The organism is Exiguobacterium sp. ZOR0005, from assembly GCF_000798975.1.
Lineage (GTDB): Bacteria > Bacillota > Bacilli > Exiguobacteriales > Exiguobacteriaceae > Exiguobacterium > Exiguobacterium aurantiacum.
The window spans coordinates 65625-90817 of the sequence record NZ_JTLB01000022.1 but is presented as its reverse complement, the minus strand read 5'-3'; the positions used below and the strand labels follow the sequence as shown (position 1 = coordinate 90817).

The 25193-nt window shown below is 53.0% G+C and carries 20 protein-coding genes and 1 riboswitch; of the genes, 13 read left to right on the top strand and 7 right to left on the bottom strand.

What is annotated here, in order from left to right; genetic code table 11:
- Position 1: 1 nt before the first annotated feature.
- From alr to L971_RS09290, 3 genes are all read left to right on the top strand, one after another.
- Positions 2–1090: an alanine racemase gene (gene alr, locus L971_RS09300; RefSeq protein ID WP_024371737.1), complete on the top strand. Its 1089-nt coding sequence runs from the start codon at positions 2–4 to the stop codon at positions 1088–1090.
- Positions 1060–2352 (top strand): diaminopimelate decarboxylase, encoded by a 1293-nt coding sequence (gene lysA, locus L971_RS09295; RefSeq protein ID WP_047375496.1) that lies wholly within the window; start codon positions 1060–1062, stop codon positions 2350–2352. Before alr ends, lysA begins: the two co-directional genes overlap by 31 nt.
- 142 nt (positions 2353–2494) lie before the next feature.
- Positions 2495–3046, top strand: a complete 552-nt coding sequence (locus L971_RS09290; RefSeq protein ID WP_231557589.1) for a nitroreductase — start codon at positions 2495–2497, stop codon at positions 3044–3046.
- Positions 3047–3448: 402 nt separating this feature from the next.
- On the opposite strand, the gene L971_RS09280 is transcribed toward L971_RS09290, so the two are convergent.
- The gene (locus L971_RS09280; protein ID WP_029336028.1) at positions 3449–3985 is read right to left on the bottom strand and encodes a gamma carbonic anhydrase family protein; all 537 of its coding nucleotides are present in this window, start codon (positions 3983–3985) and stop codon (positions 3449–3451) included.
- A 120-nt stretch (positions 3986–4105) separates the two neighbouring features.
- Here L971_RS09280 and ade point away from each other — a divergent pair, with 120 nt between their 5' ends.
- The 3 genes from ade to L971_RS09265 all read left to right on the top strand — a co-directional run bounded on the left by ade (position 4106) and on the right by L971_RS09265 (position 8157).
- Entirely contained in the window at positions 4106–5815 is a 1710-nt protein-coding gene (ade, locus tag L971_RS09275) for an adenine deaminase (protein WP_047375494.1), read from the top strand.
- A gap of 117 nt (positions 5816–5932) precedes the next feature.
- Complete coding sequence (locus tag L971_RS09270; protein WP_024371731.1) at positions 5933–6211, top strand: hypothetical protein; 279 nt, start codon at positions 5933–5935, stop codon at positions 6209–6211.
- A 65-nt stretch (positions 6212–6276) separates the two neighbouring features.
- Positions 6277–6451: riboswitch (Lysine riboswitch) on the top strand.
- Positions 6452–6564: 113 nt separating this feature from the next.
- Positions 6565–8157: a Na+/H+ antiporter NhaC family protein gene (locus tag L971_RS09265; protein ID WP_047375492.1), complete on the top strand. Its 1593-nt coding sequence runs from the start codon at positions 6565–6567 to the stop codon at positions 8155–8157.
- 125 nt (positions 8158–8282) lie between these two features.
- Here L971_RS09265 and L971_RS09260 read toward each other — a convergent pair whose 3' ends face one another.
- On the bottom strand, positions 8283–9911 hold the full coding sequence (locus tag L971_RS09260) for a peptide ABC transporter substrate-binding protein (protein ID WP_024371729.1): 1629 nt from the start codon (positions 9909–9911) through the stop codon (positions 8283–8285).
- Positions 9912–10137: 226 nt separating this feature from the next.
- On the opposite strand from L971_RS09260, the gene L971_RS09255 reads away from it, so the two are divergent.
- On the top strand, positions 10138–11541 hold the full coding sequence (locus L971_RS09255) for a basic amino acid/polyamine antiporter (protein ID WP_047375489.1): 1404 nt from the start codon (positions 10138–10140) through the stop codon (positions 11539–11541).
- Between the two features lie 23 nt (positions 11542–11564).
- Here L971_RS09255 and L971_RS09250 read toward each other — a convergent pair whose 3' ends face one another.
- Positions 11565–13619 carry a bifunctional diguanylate cyclase/phosphodiesterase gene (locus L971_RS09250; protein WP_047375488.1) on the bottom strand — a complete coding sequence of 685 codons (2055 nt, stop codon included), beginning with the start codon at positions 13617–13619 and terminating at the stop codon, positions 11565–11567.
- Positions 13620–13778: 159 nt separating this feature from the next.
- Here L971_RS09250 and L971_RS09245 point away from each other — a divergent pair, with 159 nt between their 5' ends.
- The 3 genes from L971_RS09245 to L971_RS09235 all read left to right on the top strand — a co-directional run bounded on the left by L971_RS09245 (position 13779) and on the right by L971_RS09235 (position 15819).
- Entirely contained in the window at positions 13779–14981 is a 1203-nt protein-coding gene (locus L971_RS09245) for an ornithine--oxo-acid transaminase (RefSeq protein WP_024371726.1), read from the top strand.
- 89 nt (positions 14982–15070) lie between these two features.
- A complete protein-coding gene (gene crcB, locus L971_RS09240; protein ID WP_024371725.1) occupies positions 15071–15475 on the top strand; it encodes a fluoride efflux transporter CrcB in 405 nt (134 codons plus the stop codon).
- Positions 15475–15819, top strand: coding sequence for a CrcB family protein (locus L971_RS09235; RefSeq protein WP_024371724.1), 345 nt, complete (start codon positions 15475–15477; stop codon positions 15817–15819). Before crcB ends, L971_RS09235 begins: the two co-directional genes overlap by 1 nt.
- A gap of 38 nt (positions 15820–15857) precedes the next feature.
- Here L971_RS09235 and yhfH read toward each other — a convergent pair whose 3' ends face one another.
- A complete protein-coding gene (gene yhfH, locus L971_RS14970; RefSeq protein WP_081648610.1) occupies positions 15858–16016 on the bottom strand; it encodes a protein YhfH in 159 nt (52 codons plus the stop codon).
- 147 nt (positions 16017–16163) lie between these two features.
- Here yhfH and L971_RS09230 point away from each other — a divergent pair, with 147 nt between their 5' ends.
- Positions 16164–16532 carry a helix-turn-helix transcriptional regulator gene (locus L971_RS09230; protein ID WP_024371723.1) on the top strand — a complete coding sequence of 123 codons (369 nt, stop codon included), beginning with the start codon at positions 16164–16166 and terminating at the stop codon, positions 16530–16532.
- A gap of 102 nt (positions 16533–16634) precedes the next feature.
- Complete coding sequence (locus L971_RS09225) at positions 16635–18692, top strand: heavy metal translocating P-type ATPase (protein ID WP_047375486.1); 2058 nt, start codon at positions 16635–16637, stop codon at positions 18690–18692.
- A gap of 17 nt (positions 18693–18709) precedes the next feature.
- On the opposite strand, the gene L971_RS09220 is transcribed toward L971_RS09225, so the two are convergent.
- Positions 18710–19327 carry a hypothetical protein gene (locus L971_RS09220; RefSeq protein WP_231557588.1) on the bottom strand — a complete coding sequence of 206 codons (618 nt, stop codon included), beginning with the start codon at positions 19325–19327 and terminating at the stop codon, positions 18710–18712.
- A gap of 171 nt (positions 19328–19498) precedes the next feature.
- Here L971_RS09220 and L971_RS09215 point away from each other — a divergent pair, with 171 nt between their 5' ends.
- Complete coding sequence (locus L971_RS09215) at positions 19499–21568, top strand: alpha-amylase (RefSeq protein ID WP_047375484.1); 2070 nt, start codon at positions 19499–19501, stop codon at positions 21566–21568.
- A gap of 40 nt (positions 21569–21608) precedes the next feature.
- Here L971_RS09215 and L971_RS09210 read toward each other — a convergent pair whose 3' ends face one another.
- Both L971_RS09210 and L971_RS09205 read right to left on the bottom strand, forming a co-directional pair.
- Positions 21609–24212: a bifunctional diguanylate cyclase/phosphodiesterase gene (locus tag L971_RS09210; RefSeq protein ID WP_047375482.1), complete on the bottom strand. Its 2604-nt coding sequence runs from the start codon at positions 24210–24212 to the stop codon at positions 21609–21611.
- A gap of 99 nt (positions 24213–24311) precedes the next feature.
- A complete protein-coding gene (locus L971_RS09205; protein WP_052200345.1) occupies positions 24312–25178 on the bottom strand; it encodes a YitT family protein in 867 nt (288 codons plus the stop codon).
- Positions 25179–25193: the final 15 nt, after the last annotated feature.

Genomic DNA, 25193 nt, shown 5'->3' with positions numbered 1-25193 from the left:
TATGGGAGTCACAATTGACCTAAACGCGATTCGTGAGAACAAACGTCGGATCGAGACGCTCGGCCGCCCGGTGTTCGCCGTCGTGAAAAACAACGCCTATAACTTAGGGATGGAGCCAGTTGTGACGACACTGTACGAAGAAGGGGTGCGTCACTTCATGGTGACGACGCTTGAAGAGGCAAAGGAGGTTCGGACGTATGCGCCTGACGCCCGCGTCCTCGTCATGAACCCTGTTTATGAATGGCAAGATGTCCAAGAACAGAAACTCGATGTCGCCATCGGATCGTACGATTGGTTAGTCGCGCAGCGCGCCCATTTGGACGGGGTCCGGCTCCATTTGAAATTAGATGTCGGCATGAACCGTTTTGGTGCCAAGACGTTCGAGGAGGCACTTGCCATCGTCGCATTTTGCCAAGATGAAGGACTCGACCTCGTCGGGTTATGCACGCACTTCCCGCTCGCCGATGCCGATAACGCGGAAATCGAGCATAGTATCCAAGTGGAGCGGTTCGCCGACTGGTCGACGCGGCTCATCGAGCGGCATGCGTTCGAAGTCGTGCATGCGGCGAACAGCGCGGCGACGCTACAAGCGGACGCTCGTCTTGCGCATTGCACGCACGTGCGGGTCGGTATCTTTCTGTACGGCTATTCGTCGGTTGAACCGGTCGAATGGCTCGTCCCAGCGTTCCGTTGGGAGACAGAAGTCATCGCGGTGCATCAGATCGAAGCGGGCGCTCACGTCGGTTACGGCACAGGTTATACGGCACCGGCGCAAGAACGGATCGCTGTCCTGTCAGTCGGTTACGGCGATGGCTTGATGCGCGCACGGCGGCATTTGCCGGCCCATATTAACGATCGGGCGTTCCCGTTCATTAGTAACATCTTCATGAGCCACAGCTTCCTCCGCGTCGATGAGACCGTTCAAGTCGGGGACGTGGTCGAGTTATATGGCAACACGACAAAAATTGATGACGTGACGCGTACCGGTCACGCCAACAATTCAGAACAACTATGCGCACGCTCATGGCGTGTCCCGCATCGCTTCGAAGGAGGAAATGTATGTACACCACCAACCAATCAGTTTGTATGATCGAGGGCGTGTCCGTTCGTGAGCTTCAAGCGACGTATGGGACGCCGCTCTATATCATGAGCGAGCCGGAGCTCGAGAGCCGTCTCGGACTCGTCCGGAGCGCCTTTTTAGACAAGTATCCGAACACGTACGCGCTCTACGCGTCGAAAGCGATGTCGATCGCGGCCGTCTATGAGAAAGTCATGGCGTCCGGTCTCAGTATCGATGTCGTCTCGCGCGGCGAGATGTTCGTCGCCTTGCACGCCGGTGTACCGGCCGACCGGATTCACGTCCACGGGTCGAACAAGACGGTCCAAGACATCGCGTTCGCCCTTGAGAACGGAATCACTCATTTCACGATTGACAACATGCGTGAAATCGGGCTGTTATCCGGCCTTGCCGTCGAACATGACGTCGACGTCGATGTCTTGCTCCGCATCGTTCCACAAGTTGTCGGAGGCGCCCATGAAGCGATTCAGACGGGTGGGGTCGATACGAAGTTCGGTTTCCCAACGCATGACGAGACGTATCTCGAAGCGGTCCGGGCGACACTTGCGGCGGAACGACTCCGCTTACAAGGTATCCATTGCCACGTCGGGTCACAGATTCAAGAGCCGACGCTGTTCATCAATACGGTCAAGACGATGGTCAACTTCATCGAGACGATTCGTCAACAGACAGGCTTCACAGCCGACGTCTTGAACATCGGGGGCGGCTTTGGCGTCGCCTATCTCGAGTCGGACGATCCGCTCGACTTTGCCGACACGATGACGCAAGTGATGGATACGCTCATCGCGGAAGTGAACCGCTTCGGATTGCCGCTCCCGAAAATCGGGATCGAGCCGGGACGTTGGCTCGTCGCGAACGCCGGGGCGACGCTTTATGAGGTCGGTACGGTGAAGGAAGTGAGCGGTGTCCGCACGTATGTCTCGGTCGATGGCGGGATGACGGACAACATCCGTCCTGCCCTCTATGACGCCGAGTACGACGTCATCGCAGCGACACGGATGAATGAAGAAAAGACGCTCGAGGCGAAAATCGTCGGGGCGTGCTGTGAGTCGGGAGACATCATCTCGAACCGTTCACTCATCCCGCCGATCGAGGCGGGGGATCTGCTTCTCGTCAAAGCGACGGGGGCGTATAACTTCTCGATGGCGAGCAACTACAACCAAATGCTTCGTCCGGCCGTCGTCTTCGTGAAAGACGGGACACATCGTCTCGTCGTTCGCAGACAGACGCTCGAAGACTTGGTCGCTTGTGAAGTGGTCGGTCAATCGACATAATGGTGTAGGCGAATAAAGAAAAGGGATTCAGTCGCATGACTGAATCCCTTTTCGGGTGAACCGTTAGTTGGCAGGTTAATCGAGTTGTGCGTTGACTTCTGCTTCATATATGATGAAAAAAGATATGTGAGGGGGAATTGACATGATAGAAAAGACGGCAGGACAACAGTTGATCGAATCGCGGCGGACGATTCGGATGTTCACGGAAGGTGAACTCGACACGGCTGAGTTGTATGAACTTTTGACATCGGCCCATCAAGCGCCGTTTCATAACAAAGTCGAACCATGGAACGTCTATTTGTTCAACGGGGACGGGAAAGACGTGTTGCTGTCCGCGCTCGAGCCAGCGTTTCAAGACGGACCAGAGTCGAAGCGGGAAAAGATTGCCGGGCGGATCCGAAATGCAGCTGCCTGCATCTACGTGACGACGAAGCCGTTCGAGACGGAGAAAGACAAGAAGGATGCGTTGCTCGCGACGGCGACGTTCATCCAAAACTTCCATCTGCTCTGTAGTGAACGAGACATCGGCCTCGTCTGGCGGACGGGCGGTATCTTTGAGGATGCGCGCCTGCAAGACATGATTGGGGCGGAAGGGGAGACGTTCGTCGGGCTACTCCAACTCGGACGGTTCGAGGACGTGCCACCGACAAAACGTCGTCAGTCGATTGACAGTTGCCTCACGATTTTTGAATAAATAAAAGCTCGAGCGAGGACAAGTGTCTACGCTCGAGCTTTTGATGTATGTGAGTTATTTTTTTAATTTATTTGCGAGCCAGTCTTGAATGACATTAGCTGGAATCATTATGATCACGTTCCCCCGGTTTTGATTTCTTCCTCTATACTATTATCCGATTGTATCCGTTCCCAAACCTCTCGATGTGCGCCTTGTAGCGTATCGTCGAACGAATCCTCGACATGAAGGCAATAGCTTGGGTTGATGGACGAAGCGTACAAGTCTAACATGAATTGCGCGTGGTTGAGATGCATACAATTGGCCCCTTTCGACACGTCGGCTTGACTACATCCTCAGTATACAAGGGAAACATGAAGAAAAATCGGGATAATCGTTAACAATTTATGAATCTTGTAAACGCTTTCACAAACTTTCTGTGGCGGCGAGTACTTTACACGTCTTGCGGTATTGTTCCGCCCGTTTGGCGTACTTGTTGACGGTCCGTTCCATGATGAAACGATCTTCGTCATTCAGCGGACGGACGACTTTGGCCGGGACACCCATGACCATTACCCCTTCTGGAATTTGCATGTTCGGCGTGACGAGCGCGCCGGCGGCGACGAACGACCCTTTCCCGACCTTCGCCCCATCGAGCACGGTCGCATGCATCCCGATCAGACAGCCTTCTTCAATCTCACAACCATGAATCATCGCCATATGTCCGATCGAGACGCGATCATGGATGATTGTCGGTGATCCTTCGTATTGGTGGACCATCGACCCGTCCTGAATGTTGACATACGAACCGATTTGAATCGGCCCTTCATCTCCGCGGATGACCGTATTGAACCAGACCCCAGAATGCTCGCCGATTGTGACGTCTCCGATGACATGGGCCCCTGGAGCGATGAACACCGTCTCGTCGACTTTTGGTATGAGTTCGCCTAATTGATATTGCATATGTGTAACCCCTTTCAAACAGATATGCTCTTATTGTCGCACAACTTCAAAAAGAAATTGCGCCGAAAAGATTTTTCTTGTTAAGATAGATAAAATACGTTGAAAAGAGGAGACACACAGATGGAAAAACAACATTTGATTGACATCGCCGCCAAGAAAAAGAAAGCAGCGGTCGTCTTTAAAGATGTGGCGGTCATCGACGTGTATAGTCGGGAGACGATTCGCGCCGATGTGGCCATCGACGCAGGATACATCGTGGCCATCGGGGAAGGCTACGAAGGGGAGACGGAATACCATGACCCGTCGTGGACGCTCGCGCCGACGTTCATCGACTCACACGTCCATATCGAGTCGTCGATGGTCCCGCCGCACGAGTTCGCGAAAGCCGTCCTTCCGCTCGGTGTGGCGACGGTCATCGCCGATCCGCATGAGATCGCGAACGTGAACGGGGCACTCGGCATTGAATATATGCTCGCCGACGCGAAAGGGCTCCCGCTCGACGTCCGGATGATGCTACCGAGCTGCGTGCCGGCGACACCGTTTGAACACGCCGGGGCAAAACTATATGCGGAGGATTTGGCACCGTTTTTAGGCGACCCGGGCGTACACGGTCTTGGAGAAGTGATGGATTATCCGTCCGTTGAGGCCGGCAGTGAAGATATGCTTCAGAAAATCGCCCAAACCGAGCATGCCGGAAAAGTCGTGGACGGGCACGCCTCTGGGCTTGGTCCGGACCAGTTGAACGTGTACCGCACAGCGGGCATCATGACAGACCACGAATGCACGACAGCGGAAGAGGCGCTCGAGCGAGTCCGTCGCGGCTTTTACGTTCAAATCCGAGAAGGGTCGGTGGCGCGAAACGTTGAACAAGTGAGTCGGGCCATCACCGAGAGCAACGCGCATCGCTTCTTGTTCTGTACGGATGACAAGCACTTAGATGATCTCGTCGCAGAAGGCGGGATTGACTACAACATTCGTATGGCCATCAAACAAGGGGTCAAACCGGAGACGGCATACGCGATTGCCAGTCTTCACGCGGCCGAAGCGTATGGATTGAAAGATGTGGGTGCCATCGCACCAGGCAAGCGAGCGAACTTCGTCATCTTGTCAGACGTCCAATCGGTTAAAATCGAAACAGTTTACGTGAACGGCGAACTTGTAGTTGAAGAAGGAAACGCCACGTTCGAAGCCACAGGGATCGAAGTGCCGAAACCGATGAAAGGGGAACTTAAACTTCCAGCTTTGACCGCGGATTCGTTCCGCTTGCCGGTCAAGGAAGAGGCCGTCGACGTGATTCAAGTGTTGCCGAACAGTCTGTTGACGAAGCGGGAACGGCTCGTCTTCAGTCCAGACGAATCTGGCGCGGACATCGCCCAGGACATCGCGACGCTCGCGGTCATCGAACGGCACCATGGGACGGGACATATGGCACTTGCACCAGTGACCGGCTTTGGGTTGAAACGAGGAGCGCTCGCCGCGACGGTGGCGCATGACAGCCACAACCTCGTCGTCGCGGGCGTCAGCCCGGAAGACATGCTACTCGCAGCCGAGACGCTCGAGAAAGTCGGTGGCGGCGTCGTCGCGGTCTCAGAAGGGAAAGTTCTCGCCGTCTTGCCGCTCGAGATCGGCGGACTCATGACGAAACGTCCGTATAGAGAAGTCGCAGAAGTCCTCGAGCAATTGAACGACGCCCTCGACGTCGTCGGGGCGTATCGTCACTTCAACCCGTATTTGACGATGTCGTTCCTCGCACTTCCTGTCATTCCAGACTTGAAGTTGACGGATATGGGACTGTTTGATGTGACGACGTTCTCATTCATCGAAGCGTGAGTCGGTCTAACGTATGATTTTTGTTAAGACCGGCCCGAAACGATTGAACGGTCACCGGTAAGTTGGTATAGTTACAACAAGTTTCATCGGTACAATTTGAAAGGGGGGATATAACAGATGGAACAAGTTGCTTACAACCGGTCGTATGATGAACATGAGGATTTGATCAATTCTGTATATCGTGCCTTCCAAGACCGATGTGAAGAATTGCCTGACGAGACGCGGACGAAACGCCGTTTGCGCCGACTCATCCTATTGACGATCAAAGACCACACGTCATCGCACGCCGAACGGTTCGTGCTGTATCATTTCTTCAGTGATTTCTTTAAAGCGGTCGAGTCGGACGACAAAGAGGCACTCGCTGTCTTGAAACAAATCGTCCGCGAGGAAAAATAAGTGTTGATATGTGACGGTCACTTATGATAATTTAGACGTAACTTTTAAATGAATATTCGTGCTATCGATGAGGTAGAGGTGCGATGCTGATGAGTAAGTAGTCCGAGGATGACAACGGTGAAGACTACAGAAAGGCAAGATCGCCGAAGTGTGAAGTCATGTCCGTGACTTCATGCTGGGCTGACGGGAAACACCCGTCAGACTGCCATACATATTTGCGTATGGAGCGCTCCAAGTCGGCTAAGAAAGACGGAACATCCAGCGAGGGTGTCGGCTTTGTTGCCGATGCCCTCGCTTTGCGTTTTTTTAAGCATTGGGGGGCCTCATCTCAAACAGAAGAGGAGGAAAACAGCATGGTAGATTATTCAACATCGGTACTGTCACTCGTACCGGCATTGCTCGCCATCATTATGGCCATCACAACACGGAAAGTCATCCCGTCACTCGGCGTCGGGATTATCGCAGGGGTGTTGCTCTTGCATAGTTTCAACCCGATCGACTCGATTTCATACTTATGGTCGAACGTCATCGCCTTGTTCTGGTCTGACGGCGAATTGAACGAATGGAACGTTCTCTTGATCGCGTTCTTGCTCTTACTCGGTATTTTGTCATCCATCATTCAGACGTCGGGTGGAGCTCGTGCGTTCGGTGAATGGGCGGCTGCTAACGTCAAGACGGCACGCGGCGCTCGCCTCGTCTCGTTCGGGCTTGGGATTTTGATATTCATCGATGACTACTTCAACAGCCTCGCAGTCGGTAACATTAGCCGTCCGCTCACGGACCGGAAAAAAGTCTCACGAGCGAAACTCGCCTATACGATTGACTCGACGGCCGCACCGGTCTGTGTCATCAGCCCGCTCTCGAGCTGGGGAGCCTACATCATTGCTATCATCGCCGGTATTTTAGCGAAGTACTCGATTGACAGCTATTCGTCATTGTCGGCGTTCATCCAAATGATCCCGATGAACTTCTATGCCATCTTTGCGCTTCTGTTGACAGGATATGTCGCTTTCACTGGACTCGCCATCGGACCGATGCGTACCCATGAACTTCGCGCCCTTAAAGGTGAGCTGTACGACGTGTCGAAAGGCGCGCCGATGGGGATGAGCGAAGATATTAAAGAGCATGATGGCGGGAAAGTCCGTGACTTGATCGTTCCGATCATCGTGTTGATCGTCGCGACCGTCTCGGCGATGCTGTACACGGGCGGACAAGCGCTCGCGGCTGACGGACAAGCGTTCTCGCTCCTCGGCGCCTTCGAGGCGACGGACGTCACACGTTCACTCGTTGCCGGTGCCGTCATCAGTTTGATCTCTGCTTTCTTGTTGCTCATCGGACGCAAAATCCCGTCTGCTGACTACGGTCGCGCCGCTTGGGCCGGGATCCGTGCCATGTGGCCGGCAGTGCTTATCTTATTGTTCGCTTGGACGATCATCGCGGTCATCGGTGACATGAGAACAGGTGATTACTTGGCGAGCTTCGTCACGGATCGAATCGCGGCGTCTTACTTGCCGCTCATCTTGTTCGCGATCGCTGGACTCATGGCGTTCTCGACAGGGACGAGCTGGGGGACGTTCGGTCTCATGCTTCCGATTGGAGCCGATTTGATTATGGCGGTCGAGCCGGAGCTGTTGCTTCCGACGCTCGCGGCCGTGCTCGCAGGTGCCGTCTTCGGTGACCACTGCTCACCGATTTCGGATACGACGATCCTCAGTTCGACTGGTGCCGGATCGCACCACATCGATCACGTCTTGACACAGCTTCCGTACGCTTCGATCGCGGCTGGAGTCTCAGCGGTCGGATACTTGGTACTCGGTATCACGACGTCGATGTGGATTGGTTTCTTCGCGGCAGCAGCGACGTTCATCGTCTTGCTCTTCATCGCGCAAATCATCTCGAAACGAGGTCGTGTACCGGCGGAAATCCGAGCCGAACGCGAAGCATAATTACTCAAAACAGGCGTGCCCCACTCGAGGGCATGCCTGTTTCTTTGTCATCGGATCCGCTCCCGGCTCGAAGACAATAGAACGACAAACAACCCCTTCCGCGAGAATGCGGAAGGGGTTGTCGATTAATTGACGTCCAACCATTTGAAGCTTGCGTCAGCTCCGAACGGGTGGCGGTACATGTTCTCGATGTTCGTACGCTCGAGGTATGCCTCACCTTTTTGGTAGATCGGTGCGATGGCGAAGTCTTCTTCAAGCAAGACGCGTTCCGCTTCTTGCATCGTCTCCCAACGCTTCATCTCATCGGCTTCTTTCTTGGCAGATTGGACGAGTTGATCGTACTCATCGTTCGAGTAGGCCATCCGGTTGAACGGACCGTCCGTTACCCACATGTCGAGATATGTCATCGGATCTTGATAGTCAGGACCCCAGCCGGCAGCTGAGACATCATAGTCGCCTGCGCCTTCGAGTTCAAGGAAGTTTTTGAACGGTTGTTGTTTAATGTTGAGCGTGAGTCCTGGCAAGTTCTTCTCGAGCTCGCCTTTGATGAACTCGTTTACTTTTTTGAACGCTTCTTCGTCACGTGAGAGGAACTCAAGTTCGATCGTCTCGACGCCGAGTTCAGACAATCCTTTCTCCCACGCCGCTTTCGCTTCGTCTACGTTGTAGCTGAGGAGGTCTGGATATTTTTCACGGAAATCGGCACCGTCAGACGTGTACGTGAAGTCTTTGGCGACGATGAAGTTTGCCGGTTGCGAGCCGTCTGTCAAGATGACGTCCGTAACGCCTTGTTTGTCGAAGCCTTTCGCGAGCGCTTCGCGGATATTGACGTTTTGGAGTGCCTCGTTCTTTTGGTTGAAGCGAAGGAAGTTGATGCGGGCATCGGCACGCGTCTTGAACTCTTCGCTGTCTTGGAACTGAGGGACAAATTCAGACGAGAGGAGCGTATAGTCCGCTTCGCCAGACTCGAACAAGTTGACGCCTGTCGAGACGTCCTTGACGACTTTGACGTTGATCGTCTCCATCTTCACGTTGTCTGCATCCCAATAGTCCGGGTTTTTCTTATACACCCAGCCCGTATTGTCTTGCCAGCTCTCGAGCACGTAAGGACCGTTATAGAGTGTCTTGTCGACGGCAGTCGCGAACGCTTCGCCTTGTTCTTCGACGAACTCTTGTTTTTGTGGCATGTACGTCGGGAACCCAGTCAACCCGAGGAAGTAAGGAGCCGGTGCTTCGAGTGTGACTTCGAGCGTCTTCTCGTCGACGGCTTTGACACCGAGGTCGTTGACGTCGGCTTCTCCTGCGAGGATGCTATTGGCGTTTTTCAAGTCTTGCAAGATGTACGCGTACTCGGCACCCGTCTCAGGGTTCAAGGCGCGTTTCCATGAGTAGACGAAATCGTCGGCCGTAATTGGTGAGCCGTCAGACCAGTTGGCGTCACGTAATTTGAATGTGTATGTAAGGCCGTCCTCTGACACGTCGACATCTTCTGCGATGCCTGGTGTCGGTTGGTTGTTCTCATCGAGTCGATACAGTCCCTCGAAGACGTTGTTCGTTACGATGATTGACGTTGAATCCGTCGTCAGCGTCGGGTCAAGCTGTGGCAAGTCCGTCGCCGAAACGAGTGTGATTTCTTTTTTTGCGTCGCCTGATGAAGAACCTTCAGAAGAGCTTGATGATTCTTCGCCGCCTCCGCAAGCTGCCGTGGCGAGTAATGCGACTCCCGATAAAGCTAACCATTTCTTGTTGCGCATTGTGATTCCTCCCGAAAATTCTGATTGTTTCGAATATAGTGTTTATTAAACTACAAATATTATGAATACGCAATTTATTTTTCTTAATTATTCGAAAATATAAACATTAGTGAAATACCTATCAAACGACCCTTTTATTCAGTAGAATGAAAAAATCGTCGGATGATTATACGTTATGTATGTATAGTTATTCGTCAGACGTCAGGGTAAGTGGAGGTCGTTTTGAATGAAGTCACAGACAGCCGGAATCGGCTTTTTTGGCCTCGCGGCGATGGTCGTCGGAACGATGATCGGCGGCGGGGCGTTCAATTTACCGGGAGCGATGGCACAGGGTGCCGGCGTCGGTTCCGTCTTGATCGGTTGGGGTATCACGGGCGTCGGTATGATCATGCTCGCGTTCGTGTTTCAATATTTGGCGGACTCTCGTCCGGAGTTAGAGGGTGGCATCTATGCGTATGCCAAGGAAGGGTTTGGTACGTTCGTCGGTTTCAATAGCGGTTGGGGCTATTGGATGTCGGCCTGGATCGGCACGGTGGCGAATATTACGCTCATCTTTAGCACACTCAGTTACTTCTTTCCGATTTTCTCGGCTGAGCACCGGACGTTTCGGTTGCTCATGAGCGCTCTCCTCATCTGGGGGTTGTTTTGGTTGATCTCGAGAGGGATGAAAGAAGCGGCGCTTCTCAACATCGTCACGACGATTGCGAAACTCGTGCCGATTTTCTTGTTTATTATCCTCATCTTGTTCGCGTTTCGCATCGAGACGTTCCAAATTGATTTTTGGGGCGAGAACGGATTTAATTGGTCGCACGTGTTCCCGCAAGTCAAATCGACGATGCTCGTCACGTTATGGGCGTTCGTCGGGATTGAAGGGGCGGTCGTCTTATCATCCCGCGCTCGTAACAAACGGGACGTCGGACGGGCGACGGTCATCGGGCTTGTCGGGACGCTTCTCATCTATATGATGATTTCGATTTTCTCGTTCGGGGTCATGACACAAGCGCAGCTCGCCGCGTTACCGGAACCGTCGATGGCATATGTGTTGGAGGCGGTCGTCGGACCGGTCGGGGCGACGCTCATCAATATTGGGCTACTCGTCTCACTCGCCGGCGCGCTCCTCGGCTGGACGATTTTGGCGACGGAGATTTCCTACGTGGCGAGCCGGGACGGCGTCTTTCCGCGTCTATTCAACCGGTTAAATGAAAATGAGACGCCGGTGAACGCGCTGTTCGTCACACAAGCGTTCACTCAAGTCGTCACGGTCATCGCCTTGTTCTCGGAGCAGACGTATTTGGTCCTCTCGAGCATCGCCGGAATCGCGGCGCTCGTCCCGTATTTCTTCTCGGCCTTATTCGGTTTAAAAGAGGCGAGACGGACGAACTCGCGGAGGATGCTCGTAGTGTCTAGCATCGCTTCCATGTACGCCGGATGGTTATTATACGCTTCAGGGCTTGAATACATGCTCATTGCGATGATTTTATATGCGCCAGGCATTTTCGTGTTCATGGTGGCGGAACGGGAGCAAGGACGGCCGTTTCTCAGTCGGCTTCAATATGCGATTGCAGTGCTGATTTTGCTCGCGGCGACGTACGGGGTATACGGACTCGTGACGGCATCGATCACACTATAACGAAAAAGCACTGACCCGCGAGGTCAGTGCTTTTTGTTATCGACTTGATTCGTGAGCATATGGACGATTCGATGCGGCGACATCGGTTTGGCGTATAAAAAACCTTGGAACGAGTCGCAGTCGGTCGTTTTTAAGTGGTCGAGCATCTCCTGGTCCTCGACACCTTCGGCGACGACGTGGAGGTTCAAGCTCTTCCCGAGATGGACGATGACGTCGAGCAAGTGCGACTTCGATGTGAGCCAGTCATCTAAAAAGACTTTATCAATCTTCAGCTCGTCGACAGGGAACGACTTCAAATATTGAAGTGACGAGAATCCTGTCCCGAAGTCGTCAATCGATAAACGATAATCGAGACGTTTGATTTGATTCATCCGGGCGATGATTTCTTCTGTCTGTTGCATGACAAGACTTTCCGTGATCTCGAGGATCACGTCGCTCGGATTTAAATTGAGCTGCTGTTTAATATTTCGCAACGTATTGATGAAACTCTCACTCCGGAACTGGTTCGGCGAGATGTTGACCGCCATCGACAGCGGTTGATCGACGAGCGGTTGCCACGCCTTCAACTGTTTTGCCGCCTCAAGGATGACCCAGTTGTTGATCGGGACGATGAGCGCCATCTCTTCGGCGAGCGGGATGAATTCCGAAGGCGGGATTTGACCGAGCTCGTCGTGATGCCATCGAAGCAGCGCCTCGAACCCGATGAGCCGGTCCGCCTTCAACTCGTATTTCGGTTGGTACTCGAGATAGAAGTGTTTCTCTTCGAGCGCTTTATACAGTGCTTTCTCGATATGGATTTGCCGCGAGAAGGCGTCATCCATGTCTTTCGTGACGAATTGAATCGTCCCGACCCCGATCCGTTTTCCTTTGAACAGGGCGCTCTCCGCCCGAGTGTACAGTTCTTCTAACGAGTTCGTCGCGGACGGATAGAAGACGCAGCCGATGGAAATCGACAACATGATCGAATGGTGATAAATCCGGAACGGTCGCTGCAACTCGTACTGCAATTGACGAAGCAATTGGAACACTTCTTCTTTCGATTGTTCTAAGAATAGGACACCGAACAGACCGCCGGAAGGGTGGAACATGACACTTGATTCAGGTAAGTAACGGGCAGCCCGTTCCTTGATTTGGAGCAACAGCTCGTTGCCGACGCGTGAGCCGAACGACTCGTTAATAATTTTGAACCGGTCGATATCAAATAAAGCGATATGGACAAGCCCTTCTGTTTGATCGGTCGATTGCAGGATGTCTCTGTATTCGCGTAACCAACCTTTCTTATTCAACAGACCGGTCAAGTCGTTGTAGTACGCCAAGTATTCGACTTCACGCTCGAGCCGCTTCTTATCAGAGACGTCAAAGCCGAACGCCGTATACTGAAGGACGTCGCCGTCCTCGCTCAAGATCGGAACGACCGTCAAGTTGAGCCAACAGACGTTCGTCGCATGCCGCTTCGAATAGATCGGCATTTCACCGTTCCAAATGCGGTCGGATACAAGGGCGTGGCGCACCGTATCGGCGATCGGATTATGTTTGTATACCGGATGAATCAGTTCAAACCAGTTTTGGCCAATGAAGCGATGGTTCGGTGCACCGATCAGTTCACATAGCATCGGGTTGATCTCGTGGATCACCCCTTCTGCGTTCGCCGACAAATAGTATGTCGACTGCTCGATCATCGATTGGAAATGGTGTAATAGATTAAATTGTTCGGTGCTGATGAGCGGACCGAACCCTTTCGGTAAGAACGCGAGAAAATAGCCGTTAAAGTCGTGGATGGCGAATGATTGCAAATAGGCGGTCGCATAGACGAGCGAACCGTCTTTATGTTGAAACGGCGTCATCGCCGTCGTCGAGAACGGGTATTGAAGGAGTAGCGGTGACCACGTCTCGAGCGCGCTTTCTAAATGTTCGACGACAGGCAACGCTTGGTGGAGCACCTCGTCACGCTCCCATCCGAATAGCGCTGTCGCATGTCCGTTCCATAAGAGGACGTCGCCGTCGAGGTCGATATAACAGCATGGGATTGACAAGGCGTCGATGAACGCGTCAATCGGCAAGTCACGCAATGATGCCACACGAATTCCTCCAATCTACGTCGAATAAGTCATAGTCTACGTTCAGTGTACCTTATTTTCCCAACCCTAGGAATGGTCAAGTTCGTCGTTGTCAAAAGAAAGACGGTCATCATATACTGAAAGAGTAAGATCGACTTTTTAGAATAAGGGGGAAATCAAATGTCAAAAACACAAGATGTGATTGAATTGACAGAGAAGTTCGGGGCGCACAACTATCATCCACTTCCAATCGTGATCTCGGAGGCGAAAGGGATTTGGGTCACCGATCCTGAAGGGAATCGCTACATGGATATGTTGAGTGCATATTCGGCTGTCAACCAGGGGCATTGTCATCCGAAAATCATTCAAGCGCTAAAAGAACAAGCGGATAAGATCACGTTGACGTCACGCGCGTTTTATAACGATCAGCTCGGTCGCTTCTACAAAAAAGTGGCAACGCTTACAAATAAACAGATGGTGTTGCCGATGAATACGGGTGCCGAAGCGGTCGAGACGGCGGTGAAGGCGTCACGTCGTTGGGCGTATGAAGTGAAGAACATTCCAGGCCAAGCCGAGATCATCGTCTGCTCGGGCAACTTCCACGGACGCACGATGGCGGCCGTGTCGATGTCGACGGAAGCAGAATATCAACGTGGCTTTGGACCGCTCTTACCTGGATTCAAAGTCGTGCCGTACGGTGATATCGACGCGTTCGAAGCGGCCATCACAGAAAACACGGCGGCGTTCATCGTCGAGCCGATCCAAGGGGAAGCCGGTATCATCATTCCGCCGGCAGGCTATTTGAAACGGGCGAGCGAATTATGCCGCGAGCACAACGTCTTGTTCGTCGCCGATGAGATTCAATCGGGTCTTGGACGATCGGGGAAATGGTTCGCCATCGAATGGGAAGACGTCGAACCGGACATGTATATTCTCGGAAAAGCGCTCGGAGGCGGGGTGTTCCCGGTTTCTTGCGTGGCAGCCAATGAAGACGTACTCAGCGTGTTCAACCCAGGGTCGCACGGTTCGACTTTCGGCGGGAATCCGCTCGCAGCGGCCGTCTCGATTGCGGCGCTCGAAGTGCTCGAAGAAGAGAAGCTCCCTGAGCGCTCGCTCGAGCTTGGGACATACTTCATGGACCGGATCAAGTCGATCGACAATCCGCTCATCCAAGAAGTGCGCGGGCGCGGACTGTTCATCGGCATCGAGTTGACGGAAGCCGCTCGTCCTTACTGTGAGGCGCTCAAAGAGCGGGGCTTGCTTTGTAAAGAGACACACGAAACGGTCATCCGCCTCGCGCCTCCGCTCGTCATCACGAAAGAAGAGCTCGACGAAGCGTTCGAGGCGATTGCGGCTGTGTTCGCACCGACGCCTATTTCATAACCGCACACGATTTGTTATAATTTAAGAAGCAATCCGACACCTGCCGCATGTATTGCCCGGCAGGTGTTTTCGTTAGGGAGGAAACAGGCATGCTCTATATTTATGTCGGGCTAGCCGGTGCGTTCGGCGCGCTTTTACGTTACGAAATCGGGGTCGGGGTCCATAATTTCTATGGCGGGACGTTCCCGTTCGAGACGCTTGCAGTCAACTTGATTGGAAGTTTTATGCTCGGCTGGCTCACCCACTACTTGTTTCGGACCGGACGGCTCTCGCCGATGGTCGTCACGGCGATCGGTACCGGATTTATTGGGTCGTTCACGACGTTCTCGACGTTCAGCGTCGAGACGATCGTGATGATCGAGACAGGGAACCTGTCGGGGGCGCTCGCATATGTGACGCTGAGCATCGTACTCGGTCTGTTGAGTTCGTGGTTAGGGTATAAATTGGGCAATAAACGATTCCTTCGTTTCGCGAAGCGAAAGGGGGAGGCGTGATGATGATTGTTACAGTGATGGTCGGTGCCTTTTTTGGGGCGATGGCCCGCTTTGGAATCGGTCAGCTCGTCAAAGTTTGGACGACGTCGGTCTTCCCTTGGGCGACGCTGTTCGTGAACGTGACGGGATCGTTTTGGCTCGGTTACTTATATGCGGCTGAGGTGAGTCATCAACTGCTACTCGGGATCGGCGTCGGATTCCTTGGGTCGTTCACGACGTTCTCGACGTTCAAGCTTGAAGTGATGCGGTTCGTGACGAAAGATTGGCTTCGATTCGGCCTATACTTATTAGTGACTTATGTATTTGGTTTGATTGCCGCCTATATCGGCTACCATGTTGGATAAAAACAATCCCCTCGGAAAATTGTTCCGAGGGGATTGCTTTATTCGGTGACTTGAAGTTTTTCTGCGCACGATGCGCATGTATTCTCGTATGATTCGCACTGTTCATCCATATGTTTCCCGCATTCTTGACACGTCTTATCCGGTAACTTGCGATAAAATTCAACTGACGACTCGAGTCGGCTTGCCCATTCGTTCATGTTGAGACTCCTCCTTCAAATATATGGATTCGTTATTCGTTGTATTGATTGTATTATAACAGAGGTTAACAAGTCAATAATAATATATAACAGATTTTCCGGTAAAGGTTTGATAAACTATACGTAATGAGAAATGAGGTGAGACAGGTGAAGGTACCCCAATGTGAAACGATAGCGATTCAAAGCGAAGACGTGGCGGTTTTACAAGCGTCTCTCGTTGAATTGGATGCGAATCGAGTCAGCCGTTTGTTCAAAGCGTTCGCCGATCCGACACGCTTGAAAGTGCTGTACGTGTTGACGCTTGAAGCGGAATTATGCGTTTGTGACGTGGCGGCCGTCATCGGTCACTCGAATGCGACGGCGTCCCATCACCTCCGGACGTTGCTTGAGCAAGGGCTCGTCAAATATCGGAAAGACGGGAAAGTCGTCTACTATTCGCTCGATGACGACCATGTCCGTCGTCTCGTCGAGATTGCGATGGCCCATAGTGCTGAACAACGACCGACCGAATCATGAGTGTCTACCGCTGCGTTGCGGGAGACGCTTTTTTTGTGTTGCGATATGGGAGCGGGCACGTTATCATATATTCAAATGAGTGTTTGAATGAGGGGGGATACGATGGAAAAACGAGATGTCTTGCCGGTCGAAGGGATCACCTGTACGAACTGTGCAGCGAAGATCGAGCGTCGCGTCACAGAGCAAGACGGCGTCACGTCGTGTCGCATCGACTTTGCCACGAGCCAAATGGTGATCGAGTGGGTCGGGCCGTCCGATCGTGAAGCGATGCTTCGTTCGATCGAGGCGACGATGGAGCGGATCGAACCGGGTGCCCATTTCGTCCGTAAAGACGACGCGGACACGAAAGCGGACCGATTGCTTTGGCGCTTTGGTATCGCTCTCGTCTTGCTCGGTCTCGGCTTGTTTACCGACTCGCTCTTCTTTTACGTCCTCGCCTATGTGATTGCCGGATACGACGTGGTGTATACGGCGGGGCGTAATATCTGGGCCCGCGAGTGGTTTGATGAAAAGTTTCTCATGACCGTCGCGACGCTCGGTGCGTTCGCGATTGCCGAATATCCGGAAGCGGTAGCGGTCATGTTATTTTATCAACTCGGTGAGTATGTCCAAGGTCGGGCCGTGAGAGCTTCGCGCCGCTCCATCCAGTCGCTGTTGAACATGAAACCGACGAAGGCAAGGGTTCTCGTCGAAGGATCAGAAATCGAGCACCGACCAGAAGACGTCGAGATCGGTGCCATCATCGTCGTCCGGGCAGGGGAACACGTGCCGATGGATGGGAGAATTGTGACAGGAGCGAGTTCACTCGACACGGCGTCACTTACAGGAGAATCACTTCCCCGCCAAACTGGTCCGGGGGATGCCGTGCTCGCCGGAATGTTGAACCTCGATGGGCGCCTTGAGGTCGAGGTGGAGCGACCGGCGAACGATTCGAGCCTGCAAAAAATGATTGCGCTCGTTGAACAGGCGAGTGCGAACAAGGCGAAGACGGAGCAGATGATCACGCGTCTCGCTAAAGTGTATACGCCGATTGTTGTCGGATTGGCAACTGTCGTCGCGTTCGTACCGCCACTTTTCGTCGGTGATTTAGAAGAATGGGTATATCGCGCCCTGATCTTTCTCGTGATCAGCTGTCCGTGCGCCCTCGTCATCTCGATTCCGCTCGGGTATTTCGGCGGCATCGGTGCAGGTTCACGACGAGGCATTTTGGTGAAAGGTGGAGAATATTTAGACACACTCGCCGAAGTCGACACGATTGTGTTCGATAAGACCGGCACGCTCACGACGGGACGTTTTGATGTGACTGCAGTTGAAACGAACGGACAAACGTCAGAAGAAGCGTTATTAAAGCTCGCGGCCCGAGTCGAGATCGCCTCGACTCACCCTCTCGCCGTAGCGATTGTGGCGCGAGCAGGTGAGGCGACGGCATTTTCTGATGTGCGAGAAGAGCCGGGGTACGGCCTTATGGCGCTTGACGGAACGGATCGAATTTATGTCGGCAGTGCCCGCTACATGGAAAAACTAGGCCATGCAGTGACCGAGGCAAGAGTCGGGACGAACGTTCACGTAGTGAAAAACGACCGATGGCTCGGGCGGATCGAGCTGATGGACACGGTGAAGCAAGACGCGACCGAGGCGGTCACTTCCTTGAAGCGACACGGGTATCGAACCGTCATGTTGACGGGGGACCGGGCGGCGGTCGCCGCCAAGGTCGGTCAAGATCTCGGGATTGACGACGTGAAGAGCGAACTCCTGCCCCATCAAAAAGTCGAGGAGGTCGAACGATTGGTTCGACACGGAAAAGTCGCTTTCGTCGGCGACGGGTTGAATGATGCGGCCGCACTCGCGCGGGCCGACCTCGGACTCGTGATGGGGGGCATCGGCAGTGACGCGGCTGTCACAGCTGCAGACGTCGTCCTCATGAACGACGCCCCGAGCGACATCGTTGCCGCCATCGACCTCGGCAAACGGACGAAGCGGATCGTTTGGCAAAATATCGCGTTCGCATTTGGGATGAAAGCATTGTTCCTCGTTCTCGGCGTCCTTGGTATCGCCTCGATGTGGGAGGCCGTCTTCGCCGACGTCGGCGTCGCCTTGCTCGCCATCGGGAACGCGACCCGTTTGATCCGTGGGACGAAAAAAAGCCTCAAGCAGGCTTGAGGCGTAAGGGCCGGTCATTAATGATCGGTCTTTTTTCGTGGTTTGAACATTAAAAACAAAAGGATGATGAACGTGGCGACGAGTAAAATCGAAAGCGATAAGAGCACTTGGATAGCGAGGTCGATTTCTCGTTGTGTCGCTGTCAACTGCTTACGGATGTCATTGTATTGCATCTTTTTAAGTGAACGCAGATCTTCGAGGATGGTCTGACGTTGATCGGTCATCGTCTCGGCCACGGCGGTCGCTTCGTCGATATCACCAGTTTCGTAAATGACGAGAACTCGGTCGGCTTCTTGTTCCCAAATCCCGTCGCGATACAACAAGTCGAGAAGTGAGCTCGGTGTGTTCGGGTCGCTGGCGATGGAAGCTTTCAACTCTTTCGCTCGTTGGGACATGCTGTAATAAGCTTCTAAGAAGCGTCGGTCGTTGTAGGCGAGAAGACCACGGATGGCGTTGGCCCGCTCGAGATTGTAATACATGATCTCTTCGATTGCTTGATACGAATCGAGTCGTTCTCCATGTATCGCCTCAATCCGTTCGTTCGTGTTCCGTAACTGAACGATGAAACTGGCGATGACGAGCACGAGCAAGACGGCTAAAGCACCGAAAAGGGCGAGCCATTTGCGCTGAAACATGATCATTCCCTCCCTTCTGATGACCATCGTACAATATTTTGTCTCATTCGGCACAAAATATTTTTTTGGAAAAGGAAAAAAACGGGTAAATGTATAAAAAGACAAGAAGCCGTGCCCTGTTATCGTTTACAATTGTGAAGAGGTACGATTTCAATCATAAGGAGAATAACTATGCCAGAGAACTCGTCGTTAAAAAAGTTACATCAAGTCTTAAAAACAAAACGGACCGACCTGCACTATGAAATCCCAACCTTATGGAATCGGATGCGATTTTCGTCCGAACCGGTCCGTGACGGCGTCGAACGGGTCAATCCGTACGACTTCTTGATTGAAACGATTGAGAAAGGCATCCTCCCGCATAACGTTGACGGACGGGACTATCATCAGTCTGTCGCAAAAGCTGACGGCCACTTACAGACGGGTGGCGATTGGATCAAACGCGCTTCGGTCTACTCGATGCAAGTCCGGACGTCGACATCGTGGGACCATGATGGCTCCGGCTATGTCGAGATGGAGAATTCACAAGGGATGAAAGACACGGGGACGTTTGTGAAGACGCTCGCTCTGCTGCCGCACTTGTTGTACATGGGCATCGATACGTTATTCTTGTTACCGATTTCGCAACATAGCCATAAGAACAAAAAAGGGGAGTTCGGCTCACCGTACGCTGTCCAAGACTTCTTCGCAATCGATGAAGAGTTAAAAGAGACGCTCACGGGAGATGGGTTGACGGTCGAAGAAGAGTTCGCCGCCTTCGTCGAAGCATGTCACATGGTCGGGATTCGTGTCGTCATCGACGTGATCCCGCGAACGTGTGCCCGGGACAACCGATTGATTCTCGAGAACCCGGAATGGTTTTATTGGATTCCGGTGACGGAGCTCGATCACTATCATCCGCCTCACGTCCCAGGAATCGGGGAGAACGTGAAACCGGAGTACGCATTTTTACCGATGATTTACGGATCAGAAGACGTGTGGCACCACTTGCGTCGCTTCTCGATGGCCCCGAACCTCGTCGATGCGAAGAAGTGGGAAGACGTGAAGACGTATGTGACGGAGCACCCGGAAGAAAACTTGCTCGCCGTCATCGAACGCGAATTCGGGTTGACGACCGCCCCGGCGTTCTCTGACTGCATCAACGACCCGCAACCGCCGTGGTCTGACGTCACGTACTTCCGTTTGTTCCTCGACCATCCGACAGCGGCCGCGCCTTATGTGAACGAAGCGAACTTGGCGCCATACATTTTGTTCGATTCGATTAAGTCGAACCAGTTCCGAGGTGAGCAAATCAACGAACCGCTCTGGGCGATGCTCGCTGACATCATTCCGCATTATCAGCGGGAATACGGGATTGACGGTGCCCGAATCGACATGGGCCACGCCTTACCGGTCGATCTGGCACAACGGATTTTGACGGAACCACGGGCGCTCGACTCGAACTTCAGCTTTATCGCCGAGGAGTTGATCGAAGTAGGGGCCTGGGCAGCGCGTGACGCCGGCTACAACATGATCATCGGATACGGATTCTATAAAGAGCCTCGGTTTGATACGCATGACACACATCAGTTCATTTATGACTCTCGTTTCTTGCCGCTTCCGGTATTCGCTGCCGGTGAGACCGCGGACACGCGTCGCATCGCGACCCGTGAAGGAGGCCGTCAAGCGAGCCGATTGCTCACCGTCTTGAACGGGTTCATGCCGAATGGGGTGCCGATGACAAATTCGGGACTCGAACTGTACGAGACACAACCGATGAACACCGGACTCGACTGTCGTCCGGAAGAAGCGTATCAGCTCTTCCCGACCGACCCTTATTTCGGGAAGCTCGCGTTCTTTGACGCCTATCAGTTCCATTGGGATCACCCGGAACGGAACGAGATGATCGAACTCATGCATCAAGTGGCCGGCATTCGTCGCCGATGGCTCGATGTGCTCGTCAACCCGAGCCATTTCGAGCCGCTGACGATGCCGTACATGGACGCTCCATTCATCGGTCTCGCCTGGCTACGGCCGGACACGAACGAGACGCTCATCATCGTCGCAAACACGGACATGCATCACTCGTTACAAGGGACGGTCCCGCTCGACGGCGTTCGTCGCCGCAACTGGAACGCGAGCCGCTTCGCCGAGATGGTGTACTCACCGAACTCGTGGCCGTATGCGGAGCATCGTTTCGATGAAAACTGGGACCTGTGGATCGATTTGAAACCAGGTGAAGTGAAAGTGTATGAGATGAAATAATGTAAAACGCCTCGGACCGGTTCTCGGTCCGAGGCGTTTTCTATTGTCGTTGTTTCATGTAAAAGATGACGAACTCGTCAAGCGGCATCGGTTTGGCATAACGATAGCCTTGCATCGAGTCACACCCGATGCGACGCAAAAACGTCTCTTGATACTCGGTTTCGACTCCTTCGGCGACGAGCGCCATGCCAAGTTGGCGGGCCATCGCTACAATCGTCGCGGTGACGGTCTGATACTCTCGGTTCTCTTCGAGTTGCATCGTGAATTCACGCGGGATCTTCAACTCGTCAATCGGGTACCGGACGAGGTAGGCGAGTGAGCTATATCCCGTCCCGAAGTCATCGATGGACAGCTTGATACCGAGTGCTTTCAATTCGAGAATGCGGTTTAAGACGCGCTCGGAATGATGGGCCGCGACCGTTTCGGTCAACTCGAAGTTCAATCGGCTCGGCTCAATCGGGAACCGGTCGAACAACGTCGTCAAGTACTCGATCAAGTGCTCATCGAACAACTGGCGGACCGATAAGTTGACCGATAGTTTCGGCAGGTCGATTTCCCCTTGTTCAAACGCGTACATGAGTTGGAACGTCTCGTGAATCATCCAGCGACCAAGGTCTTGGATGTGTCCGGTCTCCTCGGCGATCGGGATGAACTCGCTCGGCGGGACGAACTTGCCGTCTCGTTGCCAGCGCATGAGCGCTTCAGCACCGATGATTGCTTTCGTCGAGGCGTCGACTTGTGGTTGAAGATATAACGAAATCTCGCCTTTTTCGAGAGCGGTGTCAAGCCCTTCCATCAACAGTTTCCGTTCTTCCTTGTCTTCGCGTAGTTCAGGGGCGAACAGCACCGTCTCATCCCGTCCTTTTTCTTTCGCCTTGTACATGGCGAGGTCGGCGTTTGAGAGCAGATGTTTGAGCGTCGCCCCGTGTTCGGGATACCGAACGATTCCAATCGAGGCGTGAATCTCGACGAGCGTACCGGCCATGAAGTATGGAGGGCGATAGACGAGACGGCGGAGCCGTTCAATGAGAATTTCGTCATCACCGTGCTCAGCGACGACGATGAACTCGTCCCCGCCGAGGCGGCCGGCGTACTCGTTCGGCAACAGCGCACTGCGCAGACGCTTGCCGATATGTTGCAACAGCTGGTCGCCCATATGATGTCCGAACTGGTCATTGATCTCTTTGAATCCGTCAAGGTCGGAGAACATGAGCGTGAACGGTCGGCCATCTTCAATGAGTCGTTCAATCTGTTCTTGCAGGGCGTAGCGGTTATGTAACCCCGTCAAGCTGTCATGGTTCGCTTGGTATAAGATTTGTTCTTGTTGCGCGATCATTTGCGTGACATCTTTGACGATGGCGTAAATTCCTTCGACTTCACCATCAATGATCATCGGGATGTTCATCAATTGCCAGACACGTTTCGTCCCATCATCGGTCATGACATCGACCTCGAGTGTCTCGGGACGGCCTGTCGTTAGGTCGTGGAGCACGGTCGCATAGGCGGCGCGATCTTTCTGTTCGATAATGTCTAAAATGTTAGAACCGACCAACATCTCGGCATCGTGTCCGAGCACCGAACTACCGGCTTCGTTGACGGATAGAACTTCCCCGTGCAAGTCGAACAAGAAAATCGGTTCCGCGTGATAGGCGAACAGTGACCGATATTGTTGTTCCCGAATCTCAAGTTCGTGCGCTTTCGTCGTCACCGCGACTTCGAGATCCGTATTGACCGTATGTAAGCGTTGACTGATCAAGGCGTTTTGTTTGGCGACGACGAACTGTCGGATGAGTAACAGCAAGACCGCGTTCGCGATCATCGAGTCTAGAACGGACGTGCCGAGCAGACGGTCGGATGCGAGCATGAACAACATGACGACCGAACTGTAAATGACGTAATCGAACACGGAGTCATGGGCGAGGACGTCTTCCGCAGCTTCATCGAACAAGAAGCTGACTGAGATGAGGAAGATGCTACTCACTTGAAGCAGATGGACGAGGTCATGACCGACACCGGCAAACCCGTTCAACTGGTTCATAATCGAGGCGGTCGTGAAACCAAGTATCCCGATCAAGAGCATCACCCGGAACGTTTGGCCCGAGGTGACGATTCGGTTTAAATACAAAAACCCGAGCACCATGTAGAGGCTGACGAGCACCATTTGTTCTTCGAAACCGTTCAAACTGGCGACGTATTGTTCGCCACGGGCTGAGTAGAAGAAAATGTGCAATGCGCCGATGAGCAGGAAGCTGAGTAAGGCGAACACGTCGAACGTCCGCAGTTTCAGCGTGCGGATCTCAATGGACTGGGTGATGACGATGAGTGCCATGATCAAATAGAAAAAGTTTTGAATGAACATCATCATGTCACCGGGTACGGTCGTGTAGTAGCGATGCACGACTAAGTAAGCGATGAAACAAAGGTTGCCGGCGCTGATCAACAAATGAATGTAGCGTCGCATGCCCTGATGGCGGTAAACGGCGTAGCCGCTAATAGCGGTCGCGATGAGTGTGATCGTCATGAAGTAGATGAACAGACTCGTCTCACGTAACCCATAAGGGCTGAAAACAATCAATAACAGTCCGAGAGCAAATGTCCCGACGAGCAGGGCGGGGACTGATTGGCGCAAGGAGTGGCTAGACAACTCATGCACCTCCTTCTGTATATGTCTAATAGGCTCATTCGTATTATCGGAACGTTGGAGCGTTTGTTACACAAAAAATCGACAGCAAGTTGCTGTCGATTAAAGTGTATAAGAATGTTCTTTGAAATTTCCGACGACCGAATCGATTTCTGAGACGGTGACGAACGCTTCCGAATCGATATCGGAGACGATTTGACGAAGCTTTGGAATCTCGTTGTTTTGGACGACGACGTACAACATCTTCTTCGAGTCGTTCGAATAGCCGCCTGTCGCGTCCATGATCGTGACGCCGCGCTTCAAGTTCTGCTTGATGACCAAGTTGATCTCATCGGCTTTTTTACAGATGATAAAGCACTGCTTTTGGGCCGAGAAGAAGCGGTGGATCGTCAACAAGGTGCGCGAACGAACGAAACTGAGCACGAGCGCGTACATGACCGCCTTGATGTCAAACGTGATGAACACGAGAATGTAGACGATGATGTCTTGTGTCAAAAAGATTTTAGGGAGCGACAAATTTCGGTTCGTCGAATAGATGACTTTTCCGAGAATATCGAGTCCGCCTGTCGAGGCGCCGGCGAACAATAGGAGCGCCAGGCCGAGTCCGGAAACAATTCCACTGAATACGGAGGCGACGAGCGGGTCGTCGAGCGGCGTCGGCGGTACGAGCACCGGTAACGCATCGATCAAGATAGAGGACAAGACGACGACGATCCCGGTCATCAAGATGAACCGCTTTCCTAAAAACTTGATCCCGACGATAAAGAGCGGGATGTTTAACACTAACTGGCTGAGACCGATTGGCGTCCCGAACAGTTCATTGATAATAAGCGTGATTCCGACGATTCCTCCAGAGCCGATTTCGTTCGGCTTAAGGAGCAAACTGACGAAAATAGATTGGAGAATCGTTCCGGCGATAATGAACAATACCGTTTCGACGGCGATTCGTTTTCGTGATTTTGCGTACATATAGATTGGCTAGGC